Origin of the sequence: Bacillus sp. ZY-1-1, assembly GCF_003047165.1 — a bacterium.
In the GTDB taxonomy this organism is placed as follows: Bacteria; Bacillota; Bacilli; order Bacillales; family Bacillaceae; genus Bacillus; species Bacillus velezensis.
Window position 1 is genome coordinate 1,814,175 of record NZ_CP027061.1, and the last position, 21,263, is coordinate 1,835,437.

At 44.3% G+C, this 21,263-nt stretch carries 30 protein-coding genes and 2 pseudogenes; 24 read left to right on the forward strand and 8 right to left on the reverse strand.

All coding sequences use genetic code 11. The features are described from left to right. Positions 1-232 precede the first annotated feature (232 nt). The 3 genes from C5I45_RS09420 to C5I45_RS19905 form a co-directional block, all read right to left on the reverse strand. Positions 233-754 carry a hypothetical protein gene (locus C5I45_RS09420; protein WP_024085499.1) on the reverse strand — a complete coding sequence of 174 codons (522 nt, stop codon included), beginning with the start codon at positions 752-754 and terminating at the stop codon, positions 233-235. 74 nt (positions 755-828) lie between these two features. After that, positions 829-1,257 carry a hypothetical protein gene (locus C5I45_RS09425; protein WP_024085498.1) on the reverse strand — a complete coding sequence of 143 codons (429 nt, stop codon included), beginning with the start codon at positions 1,255-1,257 and terminating at the stop codon, positions 829-831. Positions 1,258-2,005: 748 nt separating this feature from the next. After that, positions 2,006-2,239 (reverse strand): hypothetical protein, encoded by a 234-nt coding sequence (locus tag C5I45_RS19905; protein WP_032858632.1) that lies wholly within the window; start codon positions 2,237-2,239, stop codon positions 2,006-2,008. Positions 2,240-2,267: 28 nt separating this feature from the next. Here C5I45_RS19905 and C5I45_RS20230 point away from each other — a divergent pair. From C5I45_RS20230 to sprB, 4 genes and pseudogenes are all read left to right on the forward strand, one after another. Then, a pseudogene (locus C5I45_RS20230) lies at positions 2,268-2,476 on the forward strand (hypothetical protein); the annotation flags it as partial. 78 nt (positions 2,477-2,554) lie between these two features. After that, positions 2,555-2,830, forward strand: a complete 276-nt coding sequence (locus C5I45_RS09440; protein WP_032861525.1) for a DUF3221 domain-containing protein — start codon at positions 2,555-2,557, stop codon at positions 2,828-2,830. A 191-nt stretch (positions 2,831-3,021) separates the two neighbouring features. Next, positions 3,022-3,179 (forward strand): annotated as a pseudogene (locus C5I45_RS09445) (hypothetical protein); the annotation flags it as partial. A 2-nt stretch (positions 3,180-3,181) separates the two neighbouring features. Beyond that, the gene (gene sprB, locus C5I45_RS09450; RefSeq protein WP_007612049.1) at positions 3,182-3,358 is read left to right on the forward strand and encodes a recombination directionality factor SprB; all 177 of its coding nucleotides are present in this window, start codon (positions 3,182-3,184) and stop codon (positions 3,356-3,358) included. A 33-nt stretch (positions 3,359-3,391) separates the two neighbouring features. Here the strand turns inward: sprB and C5I45_RS09455 are convergent, their stop codons facing one another. Beyond that, the gene (locus C5I45_RS09455) at positions 3,392-3,817 is read right to left on the reverse strand and encodes an SDR family NAD(P)-dependent oxidoreductase (RefSeq protein WP_003153663.1); all 426 of its coding nucleotides are present in this window, start codon (positions 3,815-3,817) and stop codon (positions 3,392-3,394) included. Positions 3,818-4,132: 315 nt separating this feature from the next. Here C5I45_RS09455 and phyC point away from each other — a divergent pair, with 315 nt between their 5' ends. After that, positions 4,133-5,284: a 3-phytase gene (gene phyC, locus C5I45_RS09460; RefSeq protein ID WP_014305231.1), complete on the forward strand. Its 1,152-nt coding sequence runs from the start codon at positions 4,133-4,135 to the stop codon at positions 5,282-5,284. A gap of 49 nt (positions 5,285-5,333) precedes the next feature. Here the strand turns inward: phyC and C5I45_RS09465 are convergent, their stop codons facing one another. Together C5I45_RS09465 and C5I45_RS09470 are read right to left on the reverse strand one after the other, a co-directional pair. After that, entirely contained in the window at positions 5,334-6,290 is a 957-nt protein-coding gene (locus C5I45_RS09465) for a CgeB family protein (protein ID WP_057080779.1), read from the reverse strand. Between the two features lie 6 nt (positions 6,291-6,296). Further along, entirely contained in the window at positions 6,297-6,728 is a 432-nt protein-coding gene (locus tag C5I45_RS09470) for a hypothetical protein (protein ID WP_014305229.1), read from the reverse strand. A 209-nt stretch (positions 6,729-6,937) separates the two neighbouring features. On the opposite strand from C5I45_RS09470, the gene cgeC reads away from it, so the two are divergent. From cgeC to C5I45_RS09545, 15 genes are all read left to right on the forward strand, one after another. After that, the gene (gene cgeC / locus C5I45_RS09475; RefSeq protein ID WP_003153667.1) at positions 6,938-7,237 is read left to right on the forward strand and encodes a spore maturation protein CgeC; all 300 of its coding nucleotides are present in this window, start codon (positions 6,938-6,940) and stop codon (positions 7,235-7,237) included. Between the two features lie 63 nt (positions 7,238-7,300). After that, a complete protein-coding gene (locus C5I45_RS09480; protein WP_024085490.1) occupies positions 7,301-8,572 on the forward strand; it encodes a glycosyltransferase family 2 protein in 1,272 nt (423 codons plus the stop codon). A gap of 38 nt (positions 8,573-8,610) precedes the next feature. Beyond that, positions 8,611-9,390, forward strand: coding sequence for a GNAT family N-acetyltransferase (locus C5I45_RS09485; RefSeq protein ID WP_014305227.1), 780 nt, complete (start codon positions 8,611-8,613; stop codon positions 9,388-9,390). Positions 9,391-9,468: 78 nt separating this feature from the next. Next, positions 9,469-9,615: a YjcZ family sporulation protein gene (locus tag C5I45_RS09490; protein WP_014418145.1), complete on the forward strand. Its 147-nt coding sequence runs from the start codon at positions 9,469-9,471 to the stop codon at positions 9,613-9,615. Positions 9,616-9,750: 135 nt separating this feature from the next. Then, on the forward strand, positions 9,751-10,197 hold the full coding sequence (locus C5I45_RS09495) for an AraC family transcriptional regulator (protein ID WP_025852472.1): 447 nt from the start codon (positions 9,751-9,753) through the stop codon (positions 10,195-10,197). A gap of 260 nt (positions 10,198-10,457) precedes the next feature. Then, the gene (locus tag C5I45_RS09500) at positions 10,458-11,789 is read left to right on the forward strand and encodes an aspartate aminotransferase family protein (protein WP_025852469.1); all 1,332 of its coding nucleotides are present in this window, start codon (positions 10,458-10,460) and stop codon (positions 11,787-11,789) included. A 6-nt stretch (positions 11,790-11,795) separates the two neighbouring features. Continuing rightward, positions 11,796-12,485, forward strand: a complete 690-nt coding sequence (locus tag C5I45_RS09505) for a CoA transferase subunit A (protein WP_095315643.1) — start codon at positions 11,796-11,798, stop codon at positions 12,483-12,485. After that, positions 12,470-13,165, forward strand: a complete 696-nt coding sequence (locus tag C5I45_RS09510; RefSeq protein WP_025852465.1) for a 3-oxoacid CoA-transferase subunit B — start codon at positions 12,470-12,472, stop codon at positions 13,163-13,165. Before C5I45_RS09505 ends, C5I45_RS09510 begins: the two co-directional genes overlap by 16 nt. Beyond that, a complete protein-coding gene (locus tag C5I45_RS09515; RefSeq protein WP_406842589.1) occupies positions 13,137-14,438 on the forward strand; it encodes a peptidase in 1,302 nt (433 codons plus the stop codon). The genes C5I45_RS09510 and C5I45_RS09515 overlap by 29 nt, the downstream gene beginning before the upstream one ends. Then, positions 14,401-15,273: a putative beta-lysine N-acetyltransferase gene (ablB, locus tag C5I45_RS09520; protein WP_032861523.1), complete on the forward strand. Its 873-nt coding sequence runs from the start codon at positions 14,401-14,403 to the stop codon at positions 15,271-15,273. The genes C5I45_RS09515 and ablB overlap by 38 nt, the downstream gene beginning before the upstream one ends. Beyond that, on the forward strand, positions 15,270-16,691 hold the full coding sequence (gene ablA / locus C5I45_RS09525) for a lysine 2,3-aminomutase (RefSeq protein WP_025852459.1): 1,422 nt from the start codon (positions 15,270-15,272) through the stop codon (positions 16,689-16,691). Before ablB ends, ablA begins: the two co-directional genes overlap by 4 nt. Then, a complete protein-coding gene (locus tag C5I45_RS09530) occupies positions 16,688-16,966 on the forward strand; it encodes a YokU family protein (protein WP_014305221.1) in 279 nt (92 codons plus the stop codon). The genes ablA and C5I45_RS09530 overlap by 4 nt, the downstream gene beginning before the upstream one ends. Before the next feature lie 74 nt (positions 16,967-17,040). Next, complete coding sequence (locus C5I45_RS09535; protein ID WP_003153684.1) at positions 17,041-17,265, forward strand: YozE family protein; 225 nt, start codon at positions 17,041-17,043, stop codon at positions 17,263-17,265. A 299-nt stretch (positions 17,266-17,564) separates the two neighbouring features. Next, positions 17,565-17,876, forward strand: a complete 312-nt coding sequence (locus C5I45_RS09540; RefSeq protein WP_226565926.1) for a VOC family protein — start codon at positions 17,565-17,567, stop codon at positions 17,874-17,876. 145 nt (positions 17,877-18,021) lie between these two features. Continuing rightward, positions 18,022-18,702 (forward strand): hypothetical protein, encoded by a 681-nt coding sequence (locus tag C5I45_RS09545; RefSeq protein WP_003153690.1) that lies wholly within the window; start codon positions 18,022-18,024, stop codon positions 18,700-18,702. Here C5I45_RS09545 and C5I45_RS09550 read toward each other — a convergent pair. Further along, entirely contained in the window at positions 18,699-18,842 is a 144-nt protein-coding gene (locus C5I45_RS09550; protein WP_012117771.1) for a hypothetical protein, read from the reverse strand. The genes C5I45_RS09545 and C5I45_RS09550 overlap by 4 nt on opposite strands. Before the next feature lie 118 nt (positions 18,843-18,960). Between C5I45_RS09550 and C5I45_RS09555 the strand changes: the two genes are divergently transcribed. The 3 genes from C5I45_RS09555 (at position 18,961) to C5I45_RS09565 (ending at position 20,199) form a co-directional block, all read left to right on the forward strand. After that, on the forward strand, positions 18,961-19,134 hold the full coding sequence (locus C5I45_RS09555; RefSeq protein WP_003153696.1) for a YozD family protein: 174 nt from the start codon (positions 18,961-18,963) through the stop codon (positions 19,132-19,134). Between the two features lie 73 nt (positions 19,135-19,207). Beyond that, positions 19,208-19,819 carry a phosphatase PAP2 family protein gene (locus C5I45_RS09560; protein ID WP_014305218.1) on the forward strand — a complete coding sequence of 204 codons (612 nt, stop codon included), beginning with the start codon at positions 19,208-19,210 and terminating at the stop codon, positions 19,817-19,819. A gap of 59 nt (positions 19,820-19,878) precedes the next feature. After that, the gene (locus C5I45_RS09565) at positions 19,879-20,199 is read left to right on the forward strand and encodes a YodL domain-containing protein (protein ID WP_003153700.1); all 321 of its coding nucleotides are present in this window, start codon (positions 19,879-19,881) and stop codon (positions 20,197-20,199) included. A 54-nt stretch (positions 20,200-20,253) separates the two neighbouring features. On the opposite strand, the gene C5I45_RS09570 is transcribed toward C5I45_RS09565, so the two are convergent. Beyond that, entirely contained in the window at positions 20,254-20,379 is a 126-nt protein-coding gene (locus C5I45_RS09570; protein WP_003153701.1) for a hypothetical protein, read from the reverse strand. Positions 20,380-20,516: 137 nt separating this feature from the next. Between C5I45_RS09570 and deoD the strand changes: the two genes are divergently transcribed. After that, positions 20,517-21,215: a purine-nucleoside phosphorylase gene (deoD, locus tag C5I45_RS09575; protein WP_107994344.1), complete on the forward strand. Its 699-nt coding sequence runs from the start codon at positions 20,517-20,519 to the stop codon at positions 21,213-21,215. Positions 21,216-21,263: the final 48 nt, after the last annotated feature.

Here is a 21,263-nt window from a genome sequence, read left to right on the forward strand (position 1 = left end):
CAGTACCATTGAGCATATCAAGATTCGAGATTTCTCAACTTGCTTGTTACTTTATTGTTGTAAACGAGTATAAAGCTGGAAGGTTCAGTGTAGCTTTAGGAGCCGAATTGCTTAGAGAAAGCACTGTATGAAGAGGGATTTTAATTAAATAAAGCAGACATTAAGCCTGCTTTATCTTTTTGAACATTATTCCTTTTTTATATGAATTAATGTTCTCACCAAATGCCCGTCCTTAAGATTTTAAATTCTGGGCACGGTCAGACTTTTTAGGGAAAATACATTCTAACAAAAGAAAAAATAAAGTTAATCCTAATGATAATTTAAAATTGTCGCTGTTCCCAATGGAACATAAGATACCCACTATATAAATAAATAAAAACCTAAACAACGAGGCAAATATAAACTTGAAGAAGTTATCCCCAATGAGATGCCTTCCAACAGCCACAAAAATATTATCAAAAGTAAAAGAATAAACAACCATACACACACTTGTTATAACAATCTGTTTAAATTCTATTTCTAATTCAAAGAATTTTACAAGCACATTTGCTGATCCTGTTGCAAATAAGATTATCACCATTATGATTGCAGTAGGAATGAGTGATAAAACCAAAGCTCCTATTACTGTAGATAATAAAAATTTTTCATTTGTGTTTTTTTCTGCAGCTTCTTTCTTTTCTCCTCTGTACATAAAAATAAAAAAGACGATGAGAGATAAAAGATAAATTGATAACGTCATAACAAGCAGATTCATGGTGATCTCTCCTTACCTAATTAAAACAAAAGAGTGAAGGTTGTAAGCCTCACTCTCTTGTTTTTAATGTATAGTTATACCAAAAAGAACACAACAACCTTCGCAATTAACTGTGCATCAGCTAATGGAATTCCGGCTTTCACTAAGGCCACAGTAACAGCTGTTTCTCCGAAATTTGTAAGTTCATCTATAACGTCCGCCGCTTTGTGTCCCCACTTAGAACAAGCATCACCAGCTTTTTGTGCCCATTTATATGGGATCTTTTTAATAAGGTTTCCTAAAGCGGGGCCACCAACCCTAAGTGCTTTTACTAATATTTGTTTAGCGAAAGGAATGCCCTGTGTATGTACTTCAGAATTTGAAGCTAAAGGAGCCTGTACGCTATTTTGAACTACAGGTGCTTTTTTACTTTCTGCTGCACTTGCATAGCCAGGAGAAACAACTGATATAGCCAGCACAGCCAACGTGAACACCATGATAAATGAAATAAGTTTTTTCTTCATTTCTTCACCATCCTTAAATAACCATTAGTTTAATATATTTACAAATATAATGGATATTTGTAATGAAATCAATATATTACCTAAAAAATTTTAGTTATAAAAGAAGGAACAAGAATTTTAAAAACATACTTTTGTTATTATACGAGACACAATTTTCTTAAAAAAGAACCGAAAGTCTCATTGGGGATGCCCATTTTATGCCGTGGAGAAGATTCAATAAAACTGTAGGTTTAACAAAAACAAATATTTTCAGGAGTGTAATATCATAAAACAACTCAGAGGGGGAATTAGGTTTAAGAAACACCATTGGCAAGATTGAAATTGTTGGAATTTTACTGGAGTGGTTTGCTTTATGATTTTGGGGCAGGAGTTAAGGCGAAAAGAGATAACTCAGACTTGGAATGATACTGAAAGCAACGTCTACGATCAACTTTGACAAATACTCAACTGCTGCTGTCGTTCAAACATTAGGATTTGCTTTTAATTTGCCTACAGGGGGCTGGTCATCTGATTTAGCTGGATTAGCTAATAATGATCATTCTAGGTGAATATAAAATTGTTTACTTTTAGGATAAGCAGGAATGTAAGACGGCAGGGACGGCTCTTATGACAAAACACCTTGTAACGATTTATGAAGATAAGGATCAAAAGAAAAAATCGGGAGTGACAGCTTTATCATCACAGACAAAGGCGGCCCAAAAGTTGCTGCAATGTGATAAAAAATAACCCTGTCTTAGGCGGGGGATTATTACATGCTGTTTATTATGCTGTAAACAAACGCAACAATAAATAATGGATAAGAGATAATAGCAATTAGTTTTGAAGATTTGCTCTTTTTTTCAAATGTGTATATTAGTGCAAATCCTAAAAAGAATATTGTGACAAACCAAGAAGAATAGGACGGGTACAATGCAATAAGTAAGACAATAAGAGTGGATAACGCAAAAGAAGAGTCAAGTGTTATTATCTGATCGTTTTTCAAATAAACCGCCTCCTTACACATATTCCACATTAGATCGCTTAAAGAAGGTGTTGTGGTTGATCAGCCAATTGAATATTTCATGATGCAATTGTGCGGTTCTATGATGGTAAAGACCTCGCCGTGTTCCATAAGACTACGGGGAAGTTGTTAAAATCCTTAAAAATGAGTCGTTTTAGTCTGTCATTTCCTAAAACAGTGTTTTACTCTTGTTACAAATATGCAAGAAGGGCGGTTTGAACTTGTATAGATTATGTACAATGCTGTTAATTTTGTTAAGTATAACATTAGGGTGTCAAAACCCAAAGCAAACATTTTATGGAGGCTGAGCAAACCATGGTCGGCTATGTCATTTTAAAAGGAGAGAATCAAGCAATTTTCATACATAATGAAAAAGCTGATGTTAAAGACTATGAAAATCTTAGTGAAAAAGAGATTATTAAAAAGTATAGATCGGATATAGTTTTACTGGGACTTAGTCAACTTAACAATAAAGATGACTTGAGCAAAGGACAAAAAATTCGTATTTGGTATAAAAAATTAAATGAATCTTCACCGCCAAAAACAAATATCTCAAAGTTTGAAAGGATTTAGTACCTATTCTTTAATTCTCAGAAATACCGCTGCAAAACTGAAACGGCATATTGAACCGAAATAATGTCTTCAAACCTCACGTCATTCTTCATTCGCGGTGGCTTATTCCTGCCCCGGGATTTATTTGACAATTGTTGACTCAGGTGCAGAGAAGGCATATGTCAAGAACACATTTTGAATTACTGGGCACCTTGAATAAAGCCAGCATTCCCATATTCATATGCGAAGAGATCGGTACTGAACGCTGGATCATACATTTGAACAAGCTTGCGAGGCTTTGATAAAGAAAGAACAGTCAAGAGACGAACCATTACATACATATAATACTCCTGTGAAAGCGGGGGTGTAGTTTTGGAACCTTACCAACGTTATGAGGAATTAAAGAAGAAAACAATAAAGGTTGTCCATAAAGATAATTACAGTATCCGCTATATAGATCAGGATGAAGCGAGTAATGACTTAGATGAATTTTATAAACAATTTGCTCAGCATTTATTGGAGGCTGCTTTGGAAAGGAGTGCAGAGTAAGCTTCTTTTTTTGATTTGCTTGTGGTGAGTATCTTAATAAACGGCTTTATCGGTACTGATATTAATCACATGCGTCACTTCTTGCAGCAAAGCCGCTTCTGCGACATTTTGTCCGCCGATAAGGTTGGTTTGAATGGCTTCAAAGGGATTATCCTCACATGTCGGAACCTGCTTCAGCGCAGCTGTGTGAAAGACAATATCAACACCTTTCATCACTTGGTTGACTCTTCTGTAGTCACGAACATCGCCGAGCACAAACGACAGTCTTTGTTCATCCGCGTATTTTTGCTTCATCACATATTGTTTACTGTCATCTTTGCTGAACACAATGACTTCTTTAGGGGTTAAGAGCAAAAGGCGTTTTACTATTTGGCTTCCGATTGATCCTGTTCCGCCTGTGACGAGAACAGTTTTATCGTGAAAAAACGGTTGTAGCTCTACTGCTTGCTGTTTAGGCATGGCTTATCCTCCAACTCTCGTTTCTCTACCATGCATCATATGTTGAACAATTTCAGCGAGTTAATGAAAGAAACCAATAAATCAAAAATTAGAGAAAAACATTAATCTGATGCGCTTTCATATCGCGTTACCCGATTAATAGAATAGAAATTACAAATAAAACATTGTACTAAATATTCATTTTAAATATTTGCTCACGTCAATTTTTTCTCTTCATAAATCCTCACATTCGGACAATCTTCACAAAAACTTAACACTGAACTTCCTGTATGTATTTTACAATTAAAGTGCACGTTCATAAAAGGAGGATGGAAAATGAATCATTCAAAAACACTTTTGTTAACCGCGGCAGCCGGATTGATGCTCACATGCGGTGCGGTTTCTTCCCAGGCCAAACATAAGCTGTCTGATCCTTATCATTTTACCGTGAATGCGGCGGCGGAAACGGAGCCGGTTGATACAGCCGGTGATGCAGCTGATGATCCTGCGATTTGGCTGGACCCCAAGAATCCTCAGAACAGCAAATTGATCACAACCAATAAAAAATCAGGCTTAGTCGTGTACAGCCTAGAGGGAAAGATGCTTCATTCCTATCATACCGGGAAGCTGAACAATGTTGATATCCGTTATGATTTTCCGTTGAACGGAAAAAAAGTCGATATTGCGGCGGCATCCAATCGGTCTGAAGGAAAGAATACCATTGAGATTTACGCCATTGACGGGAAAAACGGCACATTACAAAGCATTACGGATCCAAACCGCCCGATTGCATCAGCAATTGATGAAGTATACGGTTTCAGCTTGTACCACAGTCAAAAAACAGGAAAATATTACGCGATGGTGACAGGGAAAGAAGGCGAATTTGAACAATACGAATTAAATGCGGATAAAAATGGATACATATCCGGCAAAAAGGTAAGGGCGTTTAAAATGAATTCTCAGACAGAAGGGATGGCAGCAGACGATGAATACGGCAGTCTTTATATCGCAGAAGAAGATGAGGCCATCTGGAAGTTCAGCGCTGAGCCGGACGGCGGCAGTAACGGAACGGTTATCGATCGTGCCGATGGCAGGCATTTAACCCCTGATATTGAAGGACTGACGATTTACTACGCTGCTGACGGGAAAGGTTATCTGCTTGCCTCAAGCCAGGGTAACAGCAGCTACGCGATTTATGAAAGACAGGGACAGAACAAATATGTTGCGGACTTTCAGATAACAGACGGGCCTGAAACAGACGGCACAAGCGATACAGACGGAATTGACGTTCTGGGTTTCGGGCTGGGGCCTGAGTATCCGTTCGGCCTTTTTGTCGCACAGGACGGAGAGAATATAGATCACGGCCAAAAGGCCAATCAAAATTTTAAAATGGTGCCATGGGAAAGAATCGCTGATAAAATCGGCTTTCATCCGCAGGTCAATAAACAGGTTGACCCGAGAAAACTGACTGACAGAAGCGGAAAATAAACATGAAAAAAGCAGCTTATCCAAGCTGCTTTTTGATGTGAAGAGCGTTTCATGAGAAAGTCTTGGAACGGATAGCCGTAAGCACAGCCGGCAGCCGGTCATACGTGTACGCCGGTACTGTCTCTTGATAATTAAGCGCCGCGATTTGTTTACGTTCACCCGGGTTTGTCATATAAAAATGGATCTTATCCGCAAAATCCGCAAACCCGCTGTAAGAAACAAATGATGAAAACGGGGGCGCGGGAGAAAGGTCTGTCAGCTGAAAGGCCTGACAAGCCGCAATGTCTAAGCTTCTCGTATTTAAACTGGTATTTTCGATGCCGCGTCCGTTCTGATTGAGCGCAAACCGATAAGAACGGTGAGGGTTTAAGACCACCTCTGCGCTGTTGTAATATAATGCGGCAAGTTCGGGTTCAATCCATTCATCCATTACGAGCACATTTTGCTGTCTGGCGATTTTTTTAGGCAGATGTCTGCGCCATCCCTTCCCGATAATACGAAGCGTATACGGAAGCTTCGCCGCTGCTTTCACCAGTTCAACGCGGTTCGGATACGGGTATCCGATCAGAAGCAGATTTGTGTGAAGAGAGGCTTCAGCAGGTTGTTTTTTAAAAAGCCGCTGATTAACGGGGATCGGGACATAATATACGTGCTGTAAGCCCATTTGCCGGTAAGCATCAAGCGCGTTTTGTTCTATCGTTAAAACGGCATCCGCAAGCGGCGCGATTGTCATACTCACATCGAAATAAAAAGGATCCTCCGTCATCCATAGATAAACGGGAATCTGTTCTGTCTTCAGCCATTGAAGCCATTCAGACGGAATACGGTCTCCCGTCATCATCAGACTGATGTCTGGTTTGAATGCCCGTATACTGCGGATGGTATCTTCCTCAAACTCAGAAACAGAAAAAAAGCGGACGGAAGACTGTAAAAAGCCTTCCTCGATCCAGCGGTCAAAATACGTGTATATGCCTTTATATCCTGAACGGATATATAAAACGTTCATATGCTGTTACGAAGTGAACGTGACACTTTCAACTTTGTCGACGTCAAGCAATGTTGTAGCAGAGCCTGCCGGTGTAACGGAATTTTCCTGCGTAACAAAAACGATTCCGTGAATTTCGTCAAAGGCAACAAATTGAACCGGGCCGATCATGTCTCCTGAATCCATCACAATGCTGATGACAGTGCCGGGCTGAATTCTTGCAAAAATCCATCTCGCCGCTAATGAAATACCGCTTCCCAATACAGATTGTGCGCTGAGACTGTCTTTCGCCGCTGCTTCATCCACTTTTGCATCAATTGCCGATTCCAATAAATCTTTTACTTTGTTTTCCACATTATCTCCTCCATCTGTGCCGCCAGATAAAGCGCTGTTGTCAAATACAGGGGCTAAAAGAGTTTTTAATAATTTCTTTTTAAGCTCCAAACGATCCTCGCTCATGCGGACATACACCTCCTTTACAATTTCAACCTCACGTTTATTCATATTCCTGATTGAAAAGATTGGTATAAGTCGAATGCCGTTTTGCTTGCATTTTTTTCAACAATTAATCAAACAGCTGAATTTTCGAATCAGGCTTTGTTTGCCTATGCGGATTGTAAGAGTATGACATACGTTGTATAGATTAAAAAATGAAGGAGAGGAATATTTTGGATTCAGGAGAAACTGTAAAACACGGGGGTTTTGAGGAGGAATTTCAGCTCGTACTGCTTCTTCTTCTTTTGTTATCTCATCAGCCGTCCGGAGATCATTCAGATTTGCGGCGTCAGCTTGTAATGGCAAAAGAGCTTGGGGTTCCTGTATCGCGCGTCAATCTGATTAACGGCAGCACACTGCAGAACGTAATTGTCAAAGAAGTGCTGTCAGATTTGGCCGTTTTTCAAAATCCGCTCAATAATACGAGATCAAACGTCGCGATTTCAAGCATCGTCAGCTGGGGGGCTTTTTAATAACGATATCAGGCTCTGTCTTTTTCGGAGCCGTTTTTTACGTTTTACAGAAGGGGTGATGGGATGGAAAAGAAGGTCTCAATTATCTTAACGAGTTACAACAAACCGGATCTTGTAAAACAGGCGATTGAAAGTGTTTTGCATCAGACCTACAGCAATTGGGAGCTGTTTGTGATGGATGATCATTCAAATGAAGAAACCTCGGCCGCCATCAGTACGTATATAAAAGATCATCGCATATATTATGACAACAGTTTTATCAATCCGGCCGAACGGCTGAAGTCGACCCGGTATGCCGTTTTGATTAATGATGCGCTTTCACGGGCCGAAGGCGAATACATCACTTATTTGACAGACGACACCGTATTTCATCCGAATAGGCTCAGCCGCATGGCGGAAGCGCTTAATCAATGCAGCGAGTTTGATGCCGTCTATTCCAGCCAGAAGGTGATACATGTAAACGGGCGCGGAACAGAACAATTCCACTTCTATCGTTTTGCTGAAGAGGTGCTTGATCAGGCCGCTTTTCTCGTTGATCACTGTTCAGTGATGCACCGGAGATCATTGCTTGAGCGTGTGAAAGAGAAGTTCGGCAGCTTTTGGGACGAAGATGTTATGCATTGGAATCACGGAGACTCTGTTTTTTGGAGCAGGCTCAACACATTTACATCATTTCTGCCGATAAAAGAAGTGTTGGATACGACCTATAAAACACCCCACTCATTTCAGAACACGTATCAATCGCTTCCGTCTGTCTTGATCGACGGATCCTTTGTAAAGGGGACGGATCAGAAAGTATATCAGCTTGACCGAAATAAAAGGAAGCCTGTAAACGAGCGCTGGCATACGTTATACGAAGGCCGGACCGTCGTCATTCCGGATCCGTTTTTATTTCAATATGAGGAAGAGGACTCCGCCAGTATTCCGAATTTTCAGCTCGTCAGGGATCAGTTTCATGTTTATTTTATAGAAGACGGGGAGAAAAGGCTGGTTGATCATAGCGCATTTCGCTTTTACCGATTTAAACGGCATGGCATCCCGGCTTTAGAACGGGCCGAAATACAATCGCTTCCGGACGGTCCGCCGATCAGCCGGTGGACATCTGACTGTGTTCAACATTTGCCCGGGAGGATGCTGTTTCGCATTGAACGGAAATTTTATGTTTATTTGAGAGGGGTTCTCCATCCGATCAGTCATGACGTAGCGAAACGCTTTTTTGCGAATCAGAAGGCGATACCCATTTCCTTTCAGCAAATTAAACAATTACCAATTGGAATGCCGTTCTATCCGGTGTACGATGAAATTATAAGAAATCTCAATATAACAAAAGGTTGAGAGATGCAGTCGGATGTGCAAGGAAAAGGAGAGCTTTTATGACCGATCAATTTGATAAAACCGAGAAGCAGTATATAGAGCTTACTTCCGGCATTCAGAGGTTCGAGCATTTCAGTGTATATACGGACCCTTTTTTGCCGCAGATTTTTTCGCATAACTTTGTTCAGCTGCACCGTACATTTCCGTTAGACAAACTGCTGCCGTTTCTTTCGTCCGTTCCGGGCATGCTTCAAGCCAATTATATTCATGTGAAAGCGTCTCCGGAGCACGCATTTCCGCTTCTTCTGAAACAAACTCTGGTAAAGCAGGGCTGCGTAGTGGAAGATGAGCTGTTTTTTGCAAGGAAACTGGAAAATGGGGACCTGCAGGCCGGACACCCGCTCACTGCTTGGGGGACGGAAAAGAGCCTCGCCGATGGGTCGTCTATTATGAACATCTATGATGCCCTTTACATTGGCGAGGCGGCGGCCGAACAAAAGCTTGAGCGGAAATATCCTTTGTATAAGGAGGGAACGGTTATGCTTGTCGTGTGCTACAGCGACGCCTCGCAAACGATTCCGATCGGCTGCGGAGAGCTTTTCATCAACAAAGCAGATAAAACCGCAAAAATAGAAGAAGTCGCAATTCTGGATCAATTCCAACGAAAAGGCTACGGATCGATATTGATGAATGAGCTGATGGCGGCGGCAAAGCTGAACGGCATGGAAACCGTATACCTTGTGACGTCCGGGATGGACGGTGTAAACCGCTTTTATGAAAAACTCGGCTTCAAAAGATTTCGGCGCGTGCATACAATTTTTCATTATTTTCTTACATAGTTGGGCATTCGCATAAACCAATTGGGAGTTGGCCCGCATACAATGCCGTATATCGTAAGAAGAAAGGATGATTTGCGTATGTACGGATACGGATATGGCTACGGTTGCGGCAGTTTTGGCTATGGTTACGGGCACGGCGGCTGCGGAGGCGGAACCAGCACTTTTGTGCTGATCGTGGTATTGTTTATTTTATTAATCATCGTCGGTGCGGCTTTTATTTGTTAGACTGAAAAAATCCTATAATGAAAATCAGCCTGCAGAGAACATCACTTTCTGCAGGCTTTTTGTTATTTCCATGCTGAAAGATCAGCTTGAAAAACATACTAATACATATTACCTTTCTGGAGAAGGGGGGGAAATGTGAACAGAACGATTGAAGAATTACCAGAATCCAGAATTGCTTATTTCCGAAACGTCGGAGAGTATGGCGGAAAGCAAAACAAAGAACTGATGGAGTCATTTAAAAACTGGGCGCAATTGAATGGCCTGCTTGATCATTCTGTCATTTTAGGAATTCCGCAAGATCATCCGAATCGTACTCCTAAAGAGAAATGCCGCTATGATGTTTGTCTTGTTATCAATCAAGACCATGTGCCTGAACCAGCCCGGATCGGTACATTTTCCGGAGGGAAGTACGCTGTTTTCTTGCTTGATCATACAAAAGAGGCAGTCAGCGGATTTTGGAACACTGTTTTTTCTGAGATCGAAAAAAATAATTTATCAATCAGAGAACAGCCTATTATCGAAAGGTATACTTTACAAAAGGTGAATCATCATTTGTGTGAAATATTGATTCCCATACAGTAAAGAAGACGGGAATTTTCCGCCTGCTGCTTATACAGATTCAGATCAAAAATGATGGGATGAGCAGATAAATAGCAGAACCGAAGAAAGAATAAAATCAACAATAGGAATAGAATTTCCAGAACGCTCTTCAGGCTGTCGGGACATCTCCGGCAGCCTGTTTTACAGAAAGGTATTTTCTGCAAAAAACTTTCTGAAGGATAAGAATGCGGTTATTCATCTGTTCATACAATGAAGCAAATGGGTTTTCGAGGTGGAAAGATATGGGGAGCTATTTAATCAAACCGGAGCTTGACGCAAATTATCCGTCAGTCAGTCATGGTAAGGGATCATATGTGTATGATCAGGAGGGGAACAAGTATCTGGACGGAGCATCGGGGGCGGTCACTTGCAATATCGGCCACGGCACGGAGGAGATTATACAAGCTTTAAAAGAGCAGCTTGACTCCGTTTCGTTTGTGTATCGCTCGCAATTCACCAGTACTCCGGCAGAAGAACTGGCTTTATTTCTGGCCGATCATCTGCCGGGCGGACTGAATTGGTCATTTTTTGTAAACAGCGGCTCAGAGGCAGTCGAAACAGCGATGAAAATGGCCGTTCAATATTGGCAGGAAAAAGGGCAATACCAAAAATCCGTCTTTCTATCAAGATGGGGAAGTTACCACGGTATTACTTTGGGAGCGCTTTCATTATCAGGGTTCTATGAACGGAGATACCGCTTCACCCAACTGCTTGAACGGTTTCCGGCCGTTTCAGCGCCTAATATGTATCGTTCAGAGCTGCAGGGAGAGGAATTTGTGAAAGCTGCGGCGGCTGAACTGGAAACGGCTGTTCAGCGGATCGGTTCCTCATTTATCGCGGGATTTGTCGCAGAGCCGATTGTCGGAGCAGCCGGGGCGGCCATCACTCCGCCGGCAGGTTATTATGAAGCGCTTGAGGTTGTCTGCCGCAGGCACGGTATTTTGTTTATTGCGGATGAAGTCATGACGGGGCTCGGGAGAACAGGGCGGATGCTTGCTTCTGAGCATTGGGGGATTGCCCCTGATATCGCGGTGCTCGGAAAAGGGTTGGGCGCCGGTTACGCTCCGATTGCGGCAGCTGTTGCGTCTGATGACATCATTGAAACGATCAAGCGGGGCTCCGGGGTCATTATGAGCGGACATACGTACAGTGCCAACCCATACTGTGCAAGGGCGGCGCTTGAAGTGCTTCGCTATGTCAAGAAACACGAGCTGCTTCGGCAGTCAGAGGAAAAAGGCGTAATGCTGAAGCGGAAATTAGAAGAAATCAAAGACCGCAGCGGGGTGATCGGGGATGTCCGCGGTAAAGGCCTCCTGATCGGGGTTGAATTCGTTAAGGATAAAACGACGAAGGACGTTTTTTCGAAAAAACAGGCCTTCACCGAAAAAATCATTAAAGCGGCAAAAAATCGGGGCCTGCTTATTTACCCAGCAAAGCCCGGTATTGACAGCGGAGAAGGAGACGCCGTCATCATCGCCCCGCCGTTCACGATTTCATATGCGGAGCTGGATGAGCTGTCAGATCTATTTTCCCAGTCCGCAGAAGAAGCTGAAAAAATGATGAAGAAGGATTGAGCTGATATGTCTATTTTTCATAAAAAAATCGATATTCATGAAGCAATTGCCGATGTCAAGGACGAATCTGTCATCATGTTCGGCGGTTTTGGGGGAGTGGGTTCCCCTCCGTCATTAATCGAAGCGATTTTGGAAAGCGGCGTTAAAGAATTGACCGTTATCTGCAATGATGCCGGATTTCCGGAAATCGGTATCGGTCCGCTTATCGTTCATAAGCGGGTAAAAAGGCTGATCACTTCCCATATCGGCTCAAATCCTGTCGCGGGCAGAAAAATGACTGACGGAGCGCTTGAGGTGGAATTTTCGCCGCAAGGGACGCTTGCTGAACGGATTCGCGCAGGCGGAGCGGGGCTAGGCGGTATTTTAACTGATATCGGCATTGATAACGCAACCGTTTGTGAAAACAAAGAAACCGTAACGATTGACGGAAAGTCCTATTTAGTTGAAAAAGCGCTGACAGCTGATTTCGCTTTTGTGTCGGCACATATTGCTGATGAATTCGGAAATCTGACGTTTGACAAAACGGCGCGCAACATGAACCCTCTGATGGCTGCTGCGGCCGAAAGAACATTTGCTGAGGCGGCAGAAATTGTGCCTGCCGGCGAACTTGACAGCGAGCATATTGTAACGCCGGGCGTTTTCGTGGAGGGTGTCGTGCAAAGTGAAGGAGTGAAGTGGAGATGGGCTTGGGAATAGCGGAAAGAGAGAGTATCGCGAGGCGGGCCGCCAGTGAAATTACCTCAGGTATGATTGTCAACCTGGGGATCGGCATTCCTTCTTTAGTGCCGAACTTTCTGCCGGCCGGCATGGAGGTAATGCTGCAGGCGGAAAACGGCGTCCTCGGGATCGGCGGTAGTCCGGAGCGCGGAGAGGAGGATGAGCTTTTATGCAATGCGGCCGGATTTCCTGTCAGTACAGTTAAGGGTGCTTCCTATTTTGATTCAGCTCTGTCTTTTGCCATGATCAGAAAAGGGCTGATAGATATTACCATTTTAGGCGCGCTCCAAGTCAGCAGGACAGGTGATCTCGCCAATTGGCTCGTGCCGGGGAAAAAGGTGCCCGGAATGGGCGGGGCGATGGAGCTTGCCCAAGGCGCGAAAAAAGTGGTTGTCGTCATGAGCCACACCGATCAGAAAGGCCGGCCGAAGCTGGTCGAAAGCTGTTCATTGCCGCTTACAGCAGCAGGCTGTGCAGATCTCATCATTACAGAGAAAGCCGTCATCAGCATAGATGAGGGAGCTTTTGTTCTTGAGGAACTGCTGAATGGCACGACCATAGACGATGTCATTCAAACAACGGATGCCGAAATCAGATTGGGAGAATGTTTTCTTAAAAGGGGGTCTGTCCATGGATCAATTAGAAAAGAAAGTCACTGAGTGGGCGGAAGAAAACACAGCAAAAGCGGTAAGCCTGCTGAAACGGCTGATCGGGGAAAAAAGCACGTTCGGCCATGAATTTAACGCACAGGCAGTCGTTTTAGAAAAACTGAGACAGTTTGACATGGATATTGATGTCTGGGAGCCGAGTGTCAAACAATTGAAAGAGCATCCTTATTTTGTATCGGAACGCGAAGACTTCCATGAAAGCCCGAATATCACAGCCGTAAAGAAAGGGGCCGGGGGCGGAAGATCACTGATACTGAACGGACATATTGATGTTGTCCCGGAAGGAAATCCCGCCGCATGGACGTATGAACCGTTTACCGCTGTTGAAAAGGACGGCAAAGTTTACGGACGCGGTTCAACGGATATGAAAGGCGGCAATACAGCCCTCTTGTTTGCGTTAGAAGCGCTTGAAGCCTGCGGGATTACGTTAAAAGGAGATGTTCTGTTTCAAAGTGTCATAGATGAAGAGTGCGGCGGCGCGGGAACACTGGCGGCTGTTATGAAGGGCTACAAGGCTGACGGGGCGCTTATTCCCGAACCGACTAATTTAAAGCTGTTTGTTAAGCAGCAAGGGTCCATGTGGTTCCGCATTACGGTAAGAGGGTTGTCCGCACACGGCGGCACCCGCTATGAAGGGGTGAGCGCCATTGAAAAAAGCCTGCATGTCATCACAGCCCTTAAAGAGCTTGAACACGTCCGTAACGCCCGTATCAAAGACCCGCTTTATCGGGACGTTCCGATTCCGGTTCCCATTAATATCGGCACCGTCCAAGGGGGAACGTGGCCATCATCGGTAGCTGACCGTGTGGTGATAGAAGGCAGGTGCGGAATAGCGCCGGATGAAACGCCCGAAGCAGTAAAAGAAGAGCTGGCAAGCTGGCTGAAAGATTTGGAGTACCGGGATGAATGGTTTAAACACCACTCCGCGGAAATAGAATGGTTTGGGGCTCAGTGGCTTCCGAATGATCTCCCGGATGAGCATCCGCTGATTTCCGCTCTGGAATCTTCTTTTGAGAAAATGAAAGGGGCAAAACCGGTTCGTGAAGCGTCCCCGTGGGGAACGGACGGAGGGCTTTTGCAGCACGCGGGACAGACGCCGGTCATCGTCTTCGGTCCGGGAGAAGTCAAGGCGGCGCATCAGGCGAATGAATACATTGAAGTCCGGGCGTTAATCGATGCCGTCAAAATCATTTCTCTTTTTATCATGGAATGGTGCGGGGTGGCAGATGGGGGTGACGGAGCTGATAAAGGAACTGAGGGCTGAAAGCGGAGCGGCCGAGATTGATGCAGACCGTTTCAATGAGCGGCTTAGAGTCATTCGTTATGACGGACAGATCACGGCGCTTATACCGGCCGTTTTGGCAGAAGCAAAGCAAGAAGGAGCCCAAAAGGTGATTTTCTTTGCCAAGCGCGGCGATGAGCCGGAATTTGTCAAGCATCTTTTTATTGTTGAGGGTGCCATAGACGGGTATTACAACGGGCATGAGGCTGTTGTGATGGTGCGCTATTTATCAGAGGAACGGAGACGGTCAGATTCATATGTATCAGAAGATTCGGCTGTTGACCGTTTATATGAGACACCGCGGCGGGGACTGACTCAGACAGAAAGCACGCTGATGTTCAGAAAAGCGGACGAAGATGATGCGGACCGTTTAACGCACTTATATAAACATGTTTTTCTTACCTATCCGACTCCTGTTTTTAATCCCCTTTATATTAAAAAAACAATGAAAGAAAACACCATCTATTATGCCGCATTCGATCAGGATCGTCTCATTGGGGCGGCAAGCGCAGATATCAATCCGGTTTTGGGGCACGCTGAAATGACCGATTGCGCGGTTCTGTCAGATTACAGGGGGAACTCCGTAACGGCACACTTGTTTAAAGCGTTGGAGCAGGAACTCGCTGGCCGGGGAATCATTCATCTTTTTTCCTTGGCCCGTGCAGCGTCTTACGGGATGAACGCCGTTTTGTATCATGCGGGATACGGCTACAGAGGCAGGCTTGTGAACAACTGCCGCATTTCAGAAGGGCTCGAAAATATGAATATATGGTGCAAAACTTTACGTTTGGCCATTCATAAGGAGGAATTCGTTTGACAAACAAATGGTTTCAGCCGAAGCGTCACTGGAAGGAGATTGAATTGTGGAAAGATGTGCCGGAAGAAAAGTGGAATGATTGGCTGTGGCAGCTCACCCATACTGTAAGAACCGTCGATGACCTGAAAAAAGTCATTCATTTGACCGAAGAGGAAGAAGAAGGCGTCAGGATGTCTGTAAAAACCATTCCCCTGAACATTACGCCTTATTATGCTTCTTTAATGGATCCCGATAACCCGAGATGTCCGATCCGCATGCAGTCCGTGCCGCTGTCAGAAGAAATGCACAAAACGAAATATGACCTTGAAGATCCGCTGTTTGAAGATGAAGATTCACCGGTTCCCGGTCTTACGCACCGCTATCCCGACCGCGTTCTTTTTCTGGTGACAAATCAATGCTCGATGTATTGCCGATACTGCACCAGAAGGCGTTTTTCCGGACAGATCGGAATGGGGGTGCCGAAAAAACAGCTCGATGCGGCAATCGCTTACATCCGGGAAACGCCGGAAATCCGTGACTGCCTGATTTCCGGCGGAGACGGGCTTTTAATTAACGATCAGATTCTGGAATATATTTTGAAAAACCTGCGTGATATTCCCCACCTTGAAATTATCAGGATCGGAACGAGAGCGCCCGTCGTATTTCCGCAGCGGATAACGGATAACCTTTGTCAGATTTTGAAAAAGTATCATCCGGTCTGGCTGAACACTCATTTTAATACGAGCATCGAACTGACGGAAGAATCGGTTGCGGCGTGTGAAAAGCTCGTTAACGCAGGTGTTCCGGTCGGTAACCAGGCTGTTATTTTAGCAGGCATTAACGATTCGGTGCCGATTATGAAAAAACTCATGCATGATTTAGTGAAAATCCGCGTGCGTCCGTACTATATTTATCAATGTGATTTGTCAGAGGGAATCGGCCATTTCAGAGCGCCTGTGTCAAAAGGATTGGAAATCATTGAAGGACTGAGAGGCCACACAACAGGCTTTGCCGTGCCGACCTTTGTCGTCGACGCCCCGGGCGGAGGCGGTAAAATCGCCCTGCAGCCGAACTACTTGCTCTCCCAAAGTCCGGAGAAAGTTGTGATCAGAAACTTCGAAGGGGTGATTACATCTTATCCCGAGCCGGAAAACTATATCCCGAATCAAGCTGACGACTATTTTGAATCTGTTTTTCCGGGAACAATGGCCAAACGCGAGCCTGTCGGACTGAGCGCCATTTTCGCGGACAAAGAGGTTTCGTTCACACCGGAAAATGTATCGAGGATCGCCAGAAGGAAAACGTTTACATCAAACCCTGATCATGAAACGCTGAAAGACCGCAGGGAAAAGAGAGATGAATTAAAAGAAAAGAAATTTATTGCACAGCAAAAGAAAGAGCAAAAAGCAGGATCGGAAGTCGGAGGTGAATCGCCGTGAAGCCATGCGAGTGGTGCGGCAATCAGAAGGCGTCAGCTTGTCAGGCGGCTGTGTACTGGGAGCTTCCTGACGGTACGAGAGCCATAGAAATTACAGAAACACCCGCATTCGCCTGCTCCTCCTGCGGCATGACGTATCAGGAGGAAGCGGTCATAGCGGAAATCGAAAATCAGCTTTTTTTAGTCGATGCAAAAAAATTACCGGAAACACTCACATATCAAGAGCTGATGGGGACAGAACGGATCTTGAAACGGAATTATTTTGACTTCTCCTAGTCTTCTTTTGTTGTAATTTCACACTTGAATTGTATAATAGTACAACAAAAGACAGTCATCAGGAGGGGAAACCCATGAAATCCTTTTATCACTATTTGATGAAATACAGGCATCCCAAACCGCAGGACGCAATCAGCCGGTTTGCGAATCAGGCATACGAAGATCACGGCTTTCCGAAAACGTCAAGCGATTATCACGAGCTCAGTTCTTATTTAGAACTGAGCGCCGACTATTTAGAAACGATGGCGACATTTGATGAAGCTTGGGAAAAATATGAGACCGAGGTGCATCACGCCTGACGAAAAACCGCACATTGTGCGGTTTTTTTCTGTTGAAATCAATCGCTTATGAGGTGCCGTATGATCAAATCCCGCAATGCCTTTCGTTTTGATCAGGCGTAAACAAATCTTCCTGACGGCACGGATCATAAGGCAGCAGAATGTATAGCTGCAGAGTTCACCGGATCAGACCTGCTGCCGGCGGGGTCCCGTGTAAGGAGCCTCTTTTCACGGAGAAATAGTCAAACATTTAAATGAAGTGAGAGGAATCAAATGATCTATGGTGAGGCACTGACGTTTGGACGGAAAGGGAATTTTTTGTGACAAGGTTGAAGCGGATTGAAGTTGTGGCTTCATTGAAAGCCGAAACGAGTTTGGTTCTTCATGATAAACAAGCCATTACGAATATGCAGCCGGAATTGGATCTCCATACACCTTCGATGATGTGTTTCACGGCAAATCTTGAACATCACGGCGGTGATATTGTCAACATGCCTTCGGGCCGGGTATTTACCTTTGCGTCACGGAGAAATAAACAAAAACTCATTCAAAAACAGGCGCTTTTTGTCTCGTCATTGTTACTGCTCATTCGATCGAAAGCGCAATGCCATCAGACGCTTCTGTTACGGTAAGTGAAAAAACGCACAAGCATGTTGGGGTTTTTGACATTTTGAACAGGTGCAGAAATAGATATTTCCTGTGGTTTTCATGCCCATGCGAAATTATGGCGGCCGGCATACGATAGCGTATGACAGTCCGCGGCAAGGGGGAGACAGCATGAAGCCAGATAAACCGAAATTTCAAGTGGGAGACATCGTGGTCGTCGTGATGTACGGAACCGTCGGCACCATTACGAAGGTTCATCAAATTGATAAACATTATCTTTATGAAGTCAATCATAATGAAGTGCTTTATTTTGAATCGTCCATCCAGCTTTATAAAGATTATGAGGGCGTGATCGTCGATATGGAAAAATTAGATATTGAATATGAATTTCTGATCGGCGACGTCGTATATGTAAAGGACTACGGAAAGGAATTATTCCGAGTTATCGGTCACAGAACTGAAATATGGAGATATTTAGAGGATGGCTGGGAGGATATTATTTATGAGCTGACTCGGCTGAAAGACGGAGAGTGGCTTGAAACGGAGGAAGAGGATCTCACGCTGGTTCTGAGAAAATATGAAATGGATCAGTTTGTGCATCAGCTGCTGTTTGTCCACTATGTTGGGGAAGCATCTCATGAGATCGGCGAGGATACCGTCGCGTCTGCTCTTCTTCAGTTTGAAGGCGATGCTGATGATCCCGATGCCCTGCATGTGCTGGCGGTATCGATTGTAGATGAGCTGCTTGATATTTATAACGATTATAAGATTCTTTATCATTTGTTCGGTGACGAAGAATATAAAGATATGATGAATTTTGTGCTGGAAAGCCTGCGGGAGCATTTCAGCTAGCCGGCAAAAAAACGGACGGTGACATATAAAAACCAGGGCAGACAGCCGGCAAAGATGACAAACGACATTCCTTTCAGCACTTTTTCCAATACGATATCAAATCCATCTCCGTCCAATAAAGCCATCATTTTCGTCATTATCTTTTCTCCCTCCGGGGCTTGTTTTTTTAAAAGTATATGAGCGGACAAAACGTTTAGAACTTTCGGGTATAATTTGAACGGTTTTTTCATAAAACATAAAAAAGGAGGCGGTGTTTGCATGAAAGAAATAGATCTTGTGATTGACACAGAAGAAATAGCTGATTATTTTTACAGTCAGCTTGCTATGCGCGGGTACATACCGAGTGAAGAGGAAATCTTCGAAATAGCCGACATCACCTTTGATTATTTATTAGAAAAATGTATGATAGACGAAGAGCTTGATGAAGACTGAAACTGCGGAACCGAAGTGAAAAAGCTTCGGTTTTTTCAATCAGCTCGGGAGAATGAAACATGGGGGGAAAACGTTGTACAAGCCAGCAAGTCTTTTCGCATTGTTTATTCTGCTCGCAGCAGCGATCCGGATAGAAGCCGTCCGGGCTTTTGATGAGCGTGTGATAGAAGCGGCTGTCAGGATCAGGTCTGTCTGGCTGAATGAATTGATGTTATGGATAACGGAGCTCGGCACGACCGCGGTGCTTTTGCCGCTTCTTCTTTTGACAGGCGCAGCTCTGTATATGTACAAAAAAACGCCGGATGTTGTTTTTTTGCCGCTTCTCTTTCTCATTGAACGGATTGTAAACATAAAAATAAAAGAATTGATTGAAAGAGCCAGACCCGCTTTTGAACCGCTCGTCCATGAAACCTCATACAGTTTTCCGAGCGGCCACTCCATGAATTCGGCAGTGATGTATCCCGTCATCGCTTACTTTTTGATCAAGCATGTTCCGTTTTTCACGAAAAGAAAGAGGGCCCTCACCGTCTTTACCGGAGTTCTCGTCATTCTGATCGGATTCAGCAGAATTTATTTGGGCGCGCATTTTCCGACGGATGTCCTTGCCGGATTCAGTCTCGGACTTTGCCTCGTTTCGCTTTTTGCGCTCTTTGACGAAAAGTATCATCCGTTTCGACAAAAATAGAGACAGGAAAAATGAGAAAAAACGCTAATACTATTAAGAAATAAGAGGGAGGGATCTTGATGCTGTTATCGCTGCCCGTGTTTAAAAAAAAGACTTGTGCCTATGATGTGACGATTTTTCAAACACCCCGCTACGGCGAGAAAAAGGGATACAGGGTCGTCTATCGGACAGAGCTGGCCGCTGACAATCATCAAGACGCACTGGAAAGGGCATTTTCTGTTTTTAATGTGCCTGATACGGTCCCAAACGACTATCAAGCCAGATTCATAGCGACCGGAGACGTCATACTCATAGACGAAGGAAGAAAAGGAAAGACCTATTACAGGCTTAACCCTGCGGGATGGAGTAAAATTAACCGGCTGCTCGTCCAGCCGAGGTAAGACGGAGCCGGCTGAAGATTCAGCCGGCTTCCGTATTGTCTGGGAAAGACAGTGTTAAGGCTTCCGTTTAGCGGCGGAATGCTCTTTTCCATGTGCTTCATCAGCTGCAATGACGTCTGAAACGGGCACGTGATTGTTCTTTTTCTGGCCGGTCACCCGGTTGCGCTGTTTTTTGCCCATTATGTTCACTCCTTTTTCTTTAGGCTTGTCATCCTGCATATTCTGCCCAAGATTGCCCTGATCAATGCTGATGATTGTCTCTTACCGTTATTCAGTGTACAATGGGTGGGAGTTTGAATAGGCAGGAGGAAAAGGAAATGAGTGTACATATAAACGCAGAAAAAGGCCAAATTGCGGATACAGTGCTTTTGCCGGGAGATCCGCTCCGAGCGAAATTTATTGCGGAAACGTATCTTGAAAATGTGGAATGCTATAATGAAGTCAGAGGAATGTACGGATTTACGGGTACATATAACGGCAAAAAAGTATCAGTTCAAGGCACCGGCATGGGTGTTCCGTCTATCTCTATTTATGTGAATGAACTGATTCAAAGCTATGATGTTCAAAACTTAATCAGAGTCGGCTCATGCGGAGCCATCCGTAATGACGTGAAGGTGCGTGACGTGATTTTGGCTATGACGTCTTCAACGGATTCACAGATGAACCGTGTCGCCTTCGGCAGTGTAGATTATGCTCCTTGCGCAGACTTCGAACTGCTTCATAAAGCGTACCAGGATGCGCAAAAAAACAATCTTCCCGTAGCGGTCGGAAGCGTATTCACCGCCGATCAGTTTTACAATGAAGACTCCCAAATCGAAAAGCTTGCCAGATACGGCGTCCTCGGTGTAGAGATGGAAACGACTGCTTTATATACGCTTGCCGCTAAATACGGCAAAAAAGCGCTGTCTATCCTGACTGTAAGCGACCACGTATTAACGGGAGAAGAAACAACGGCAGAAGAGCGTCAAACGACTTTTCATGATATGATTAAACTGGCGCTGCATACTGTATCGTAAACTTGAGATGAGGGTTTGCTGATTAAAGCAGCCCTCTTCTTTATGCAT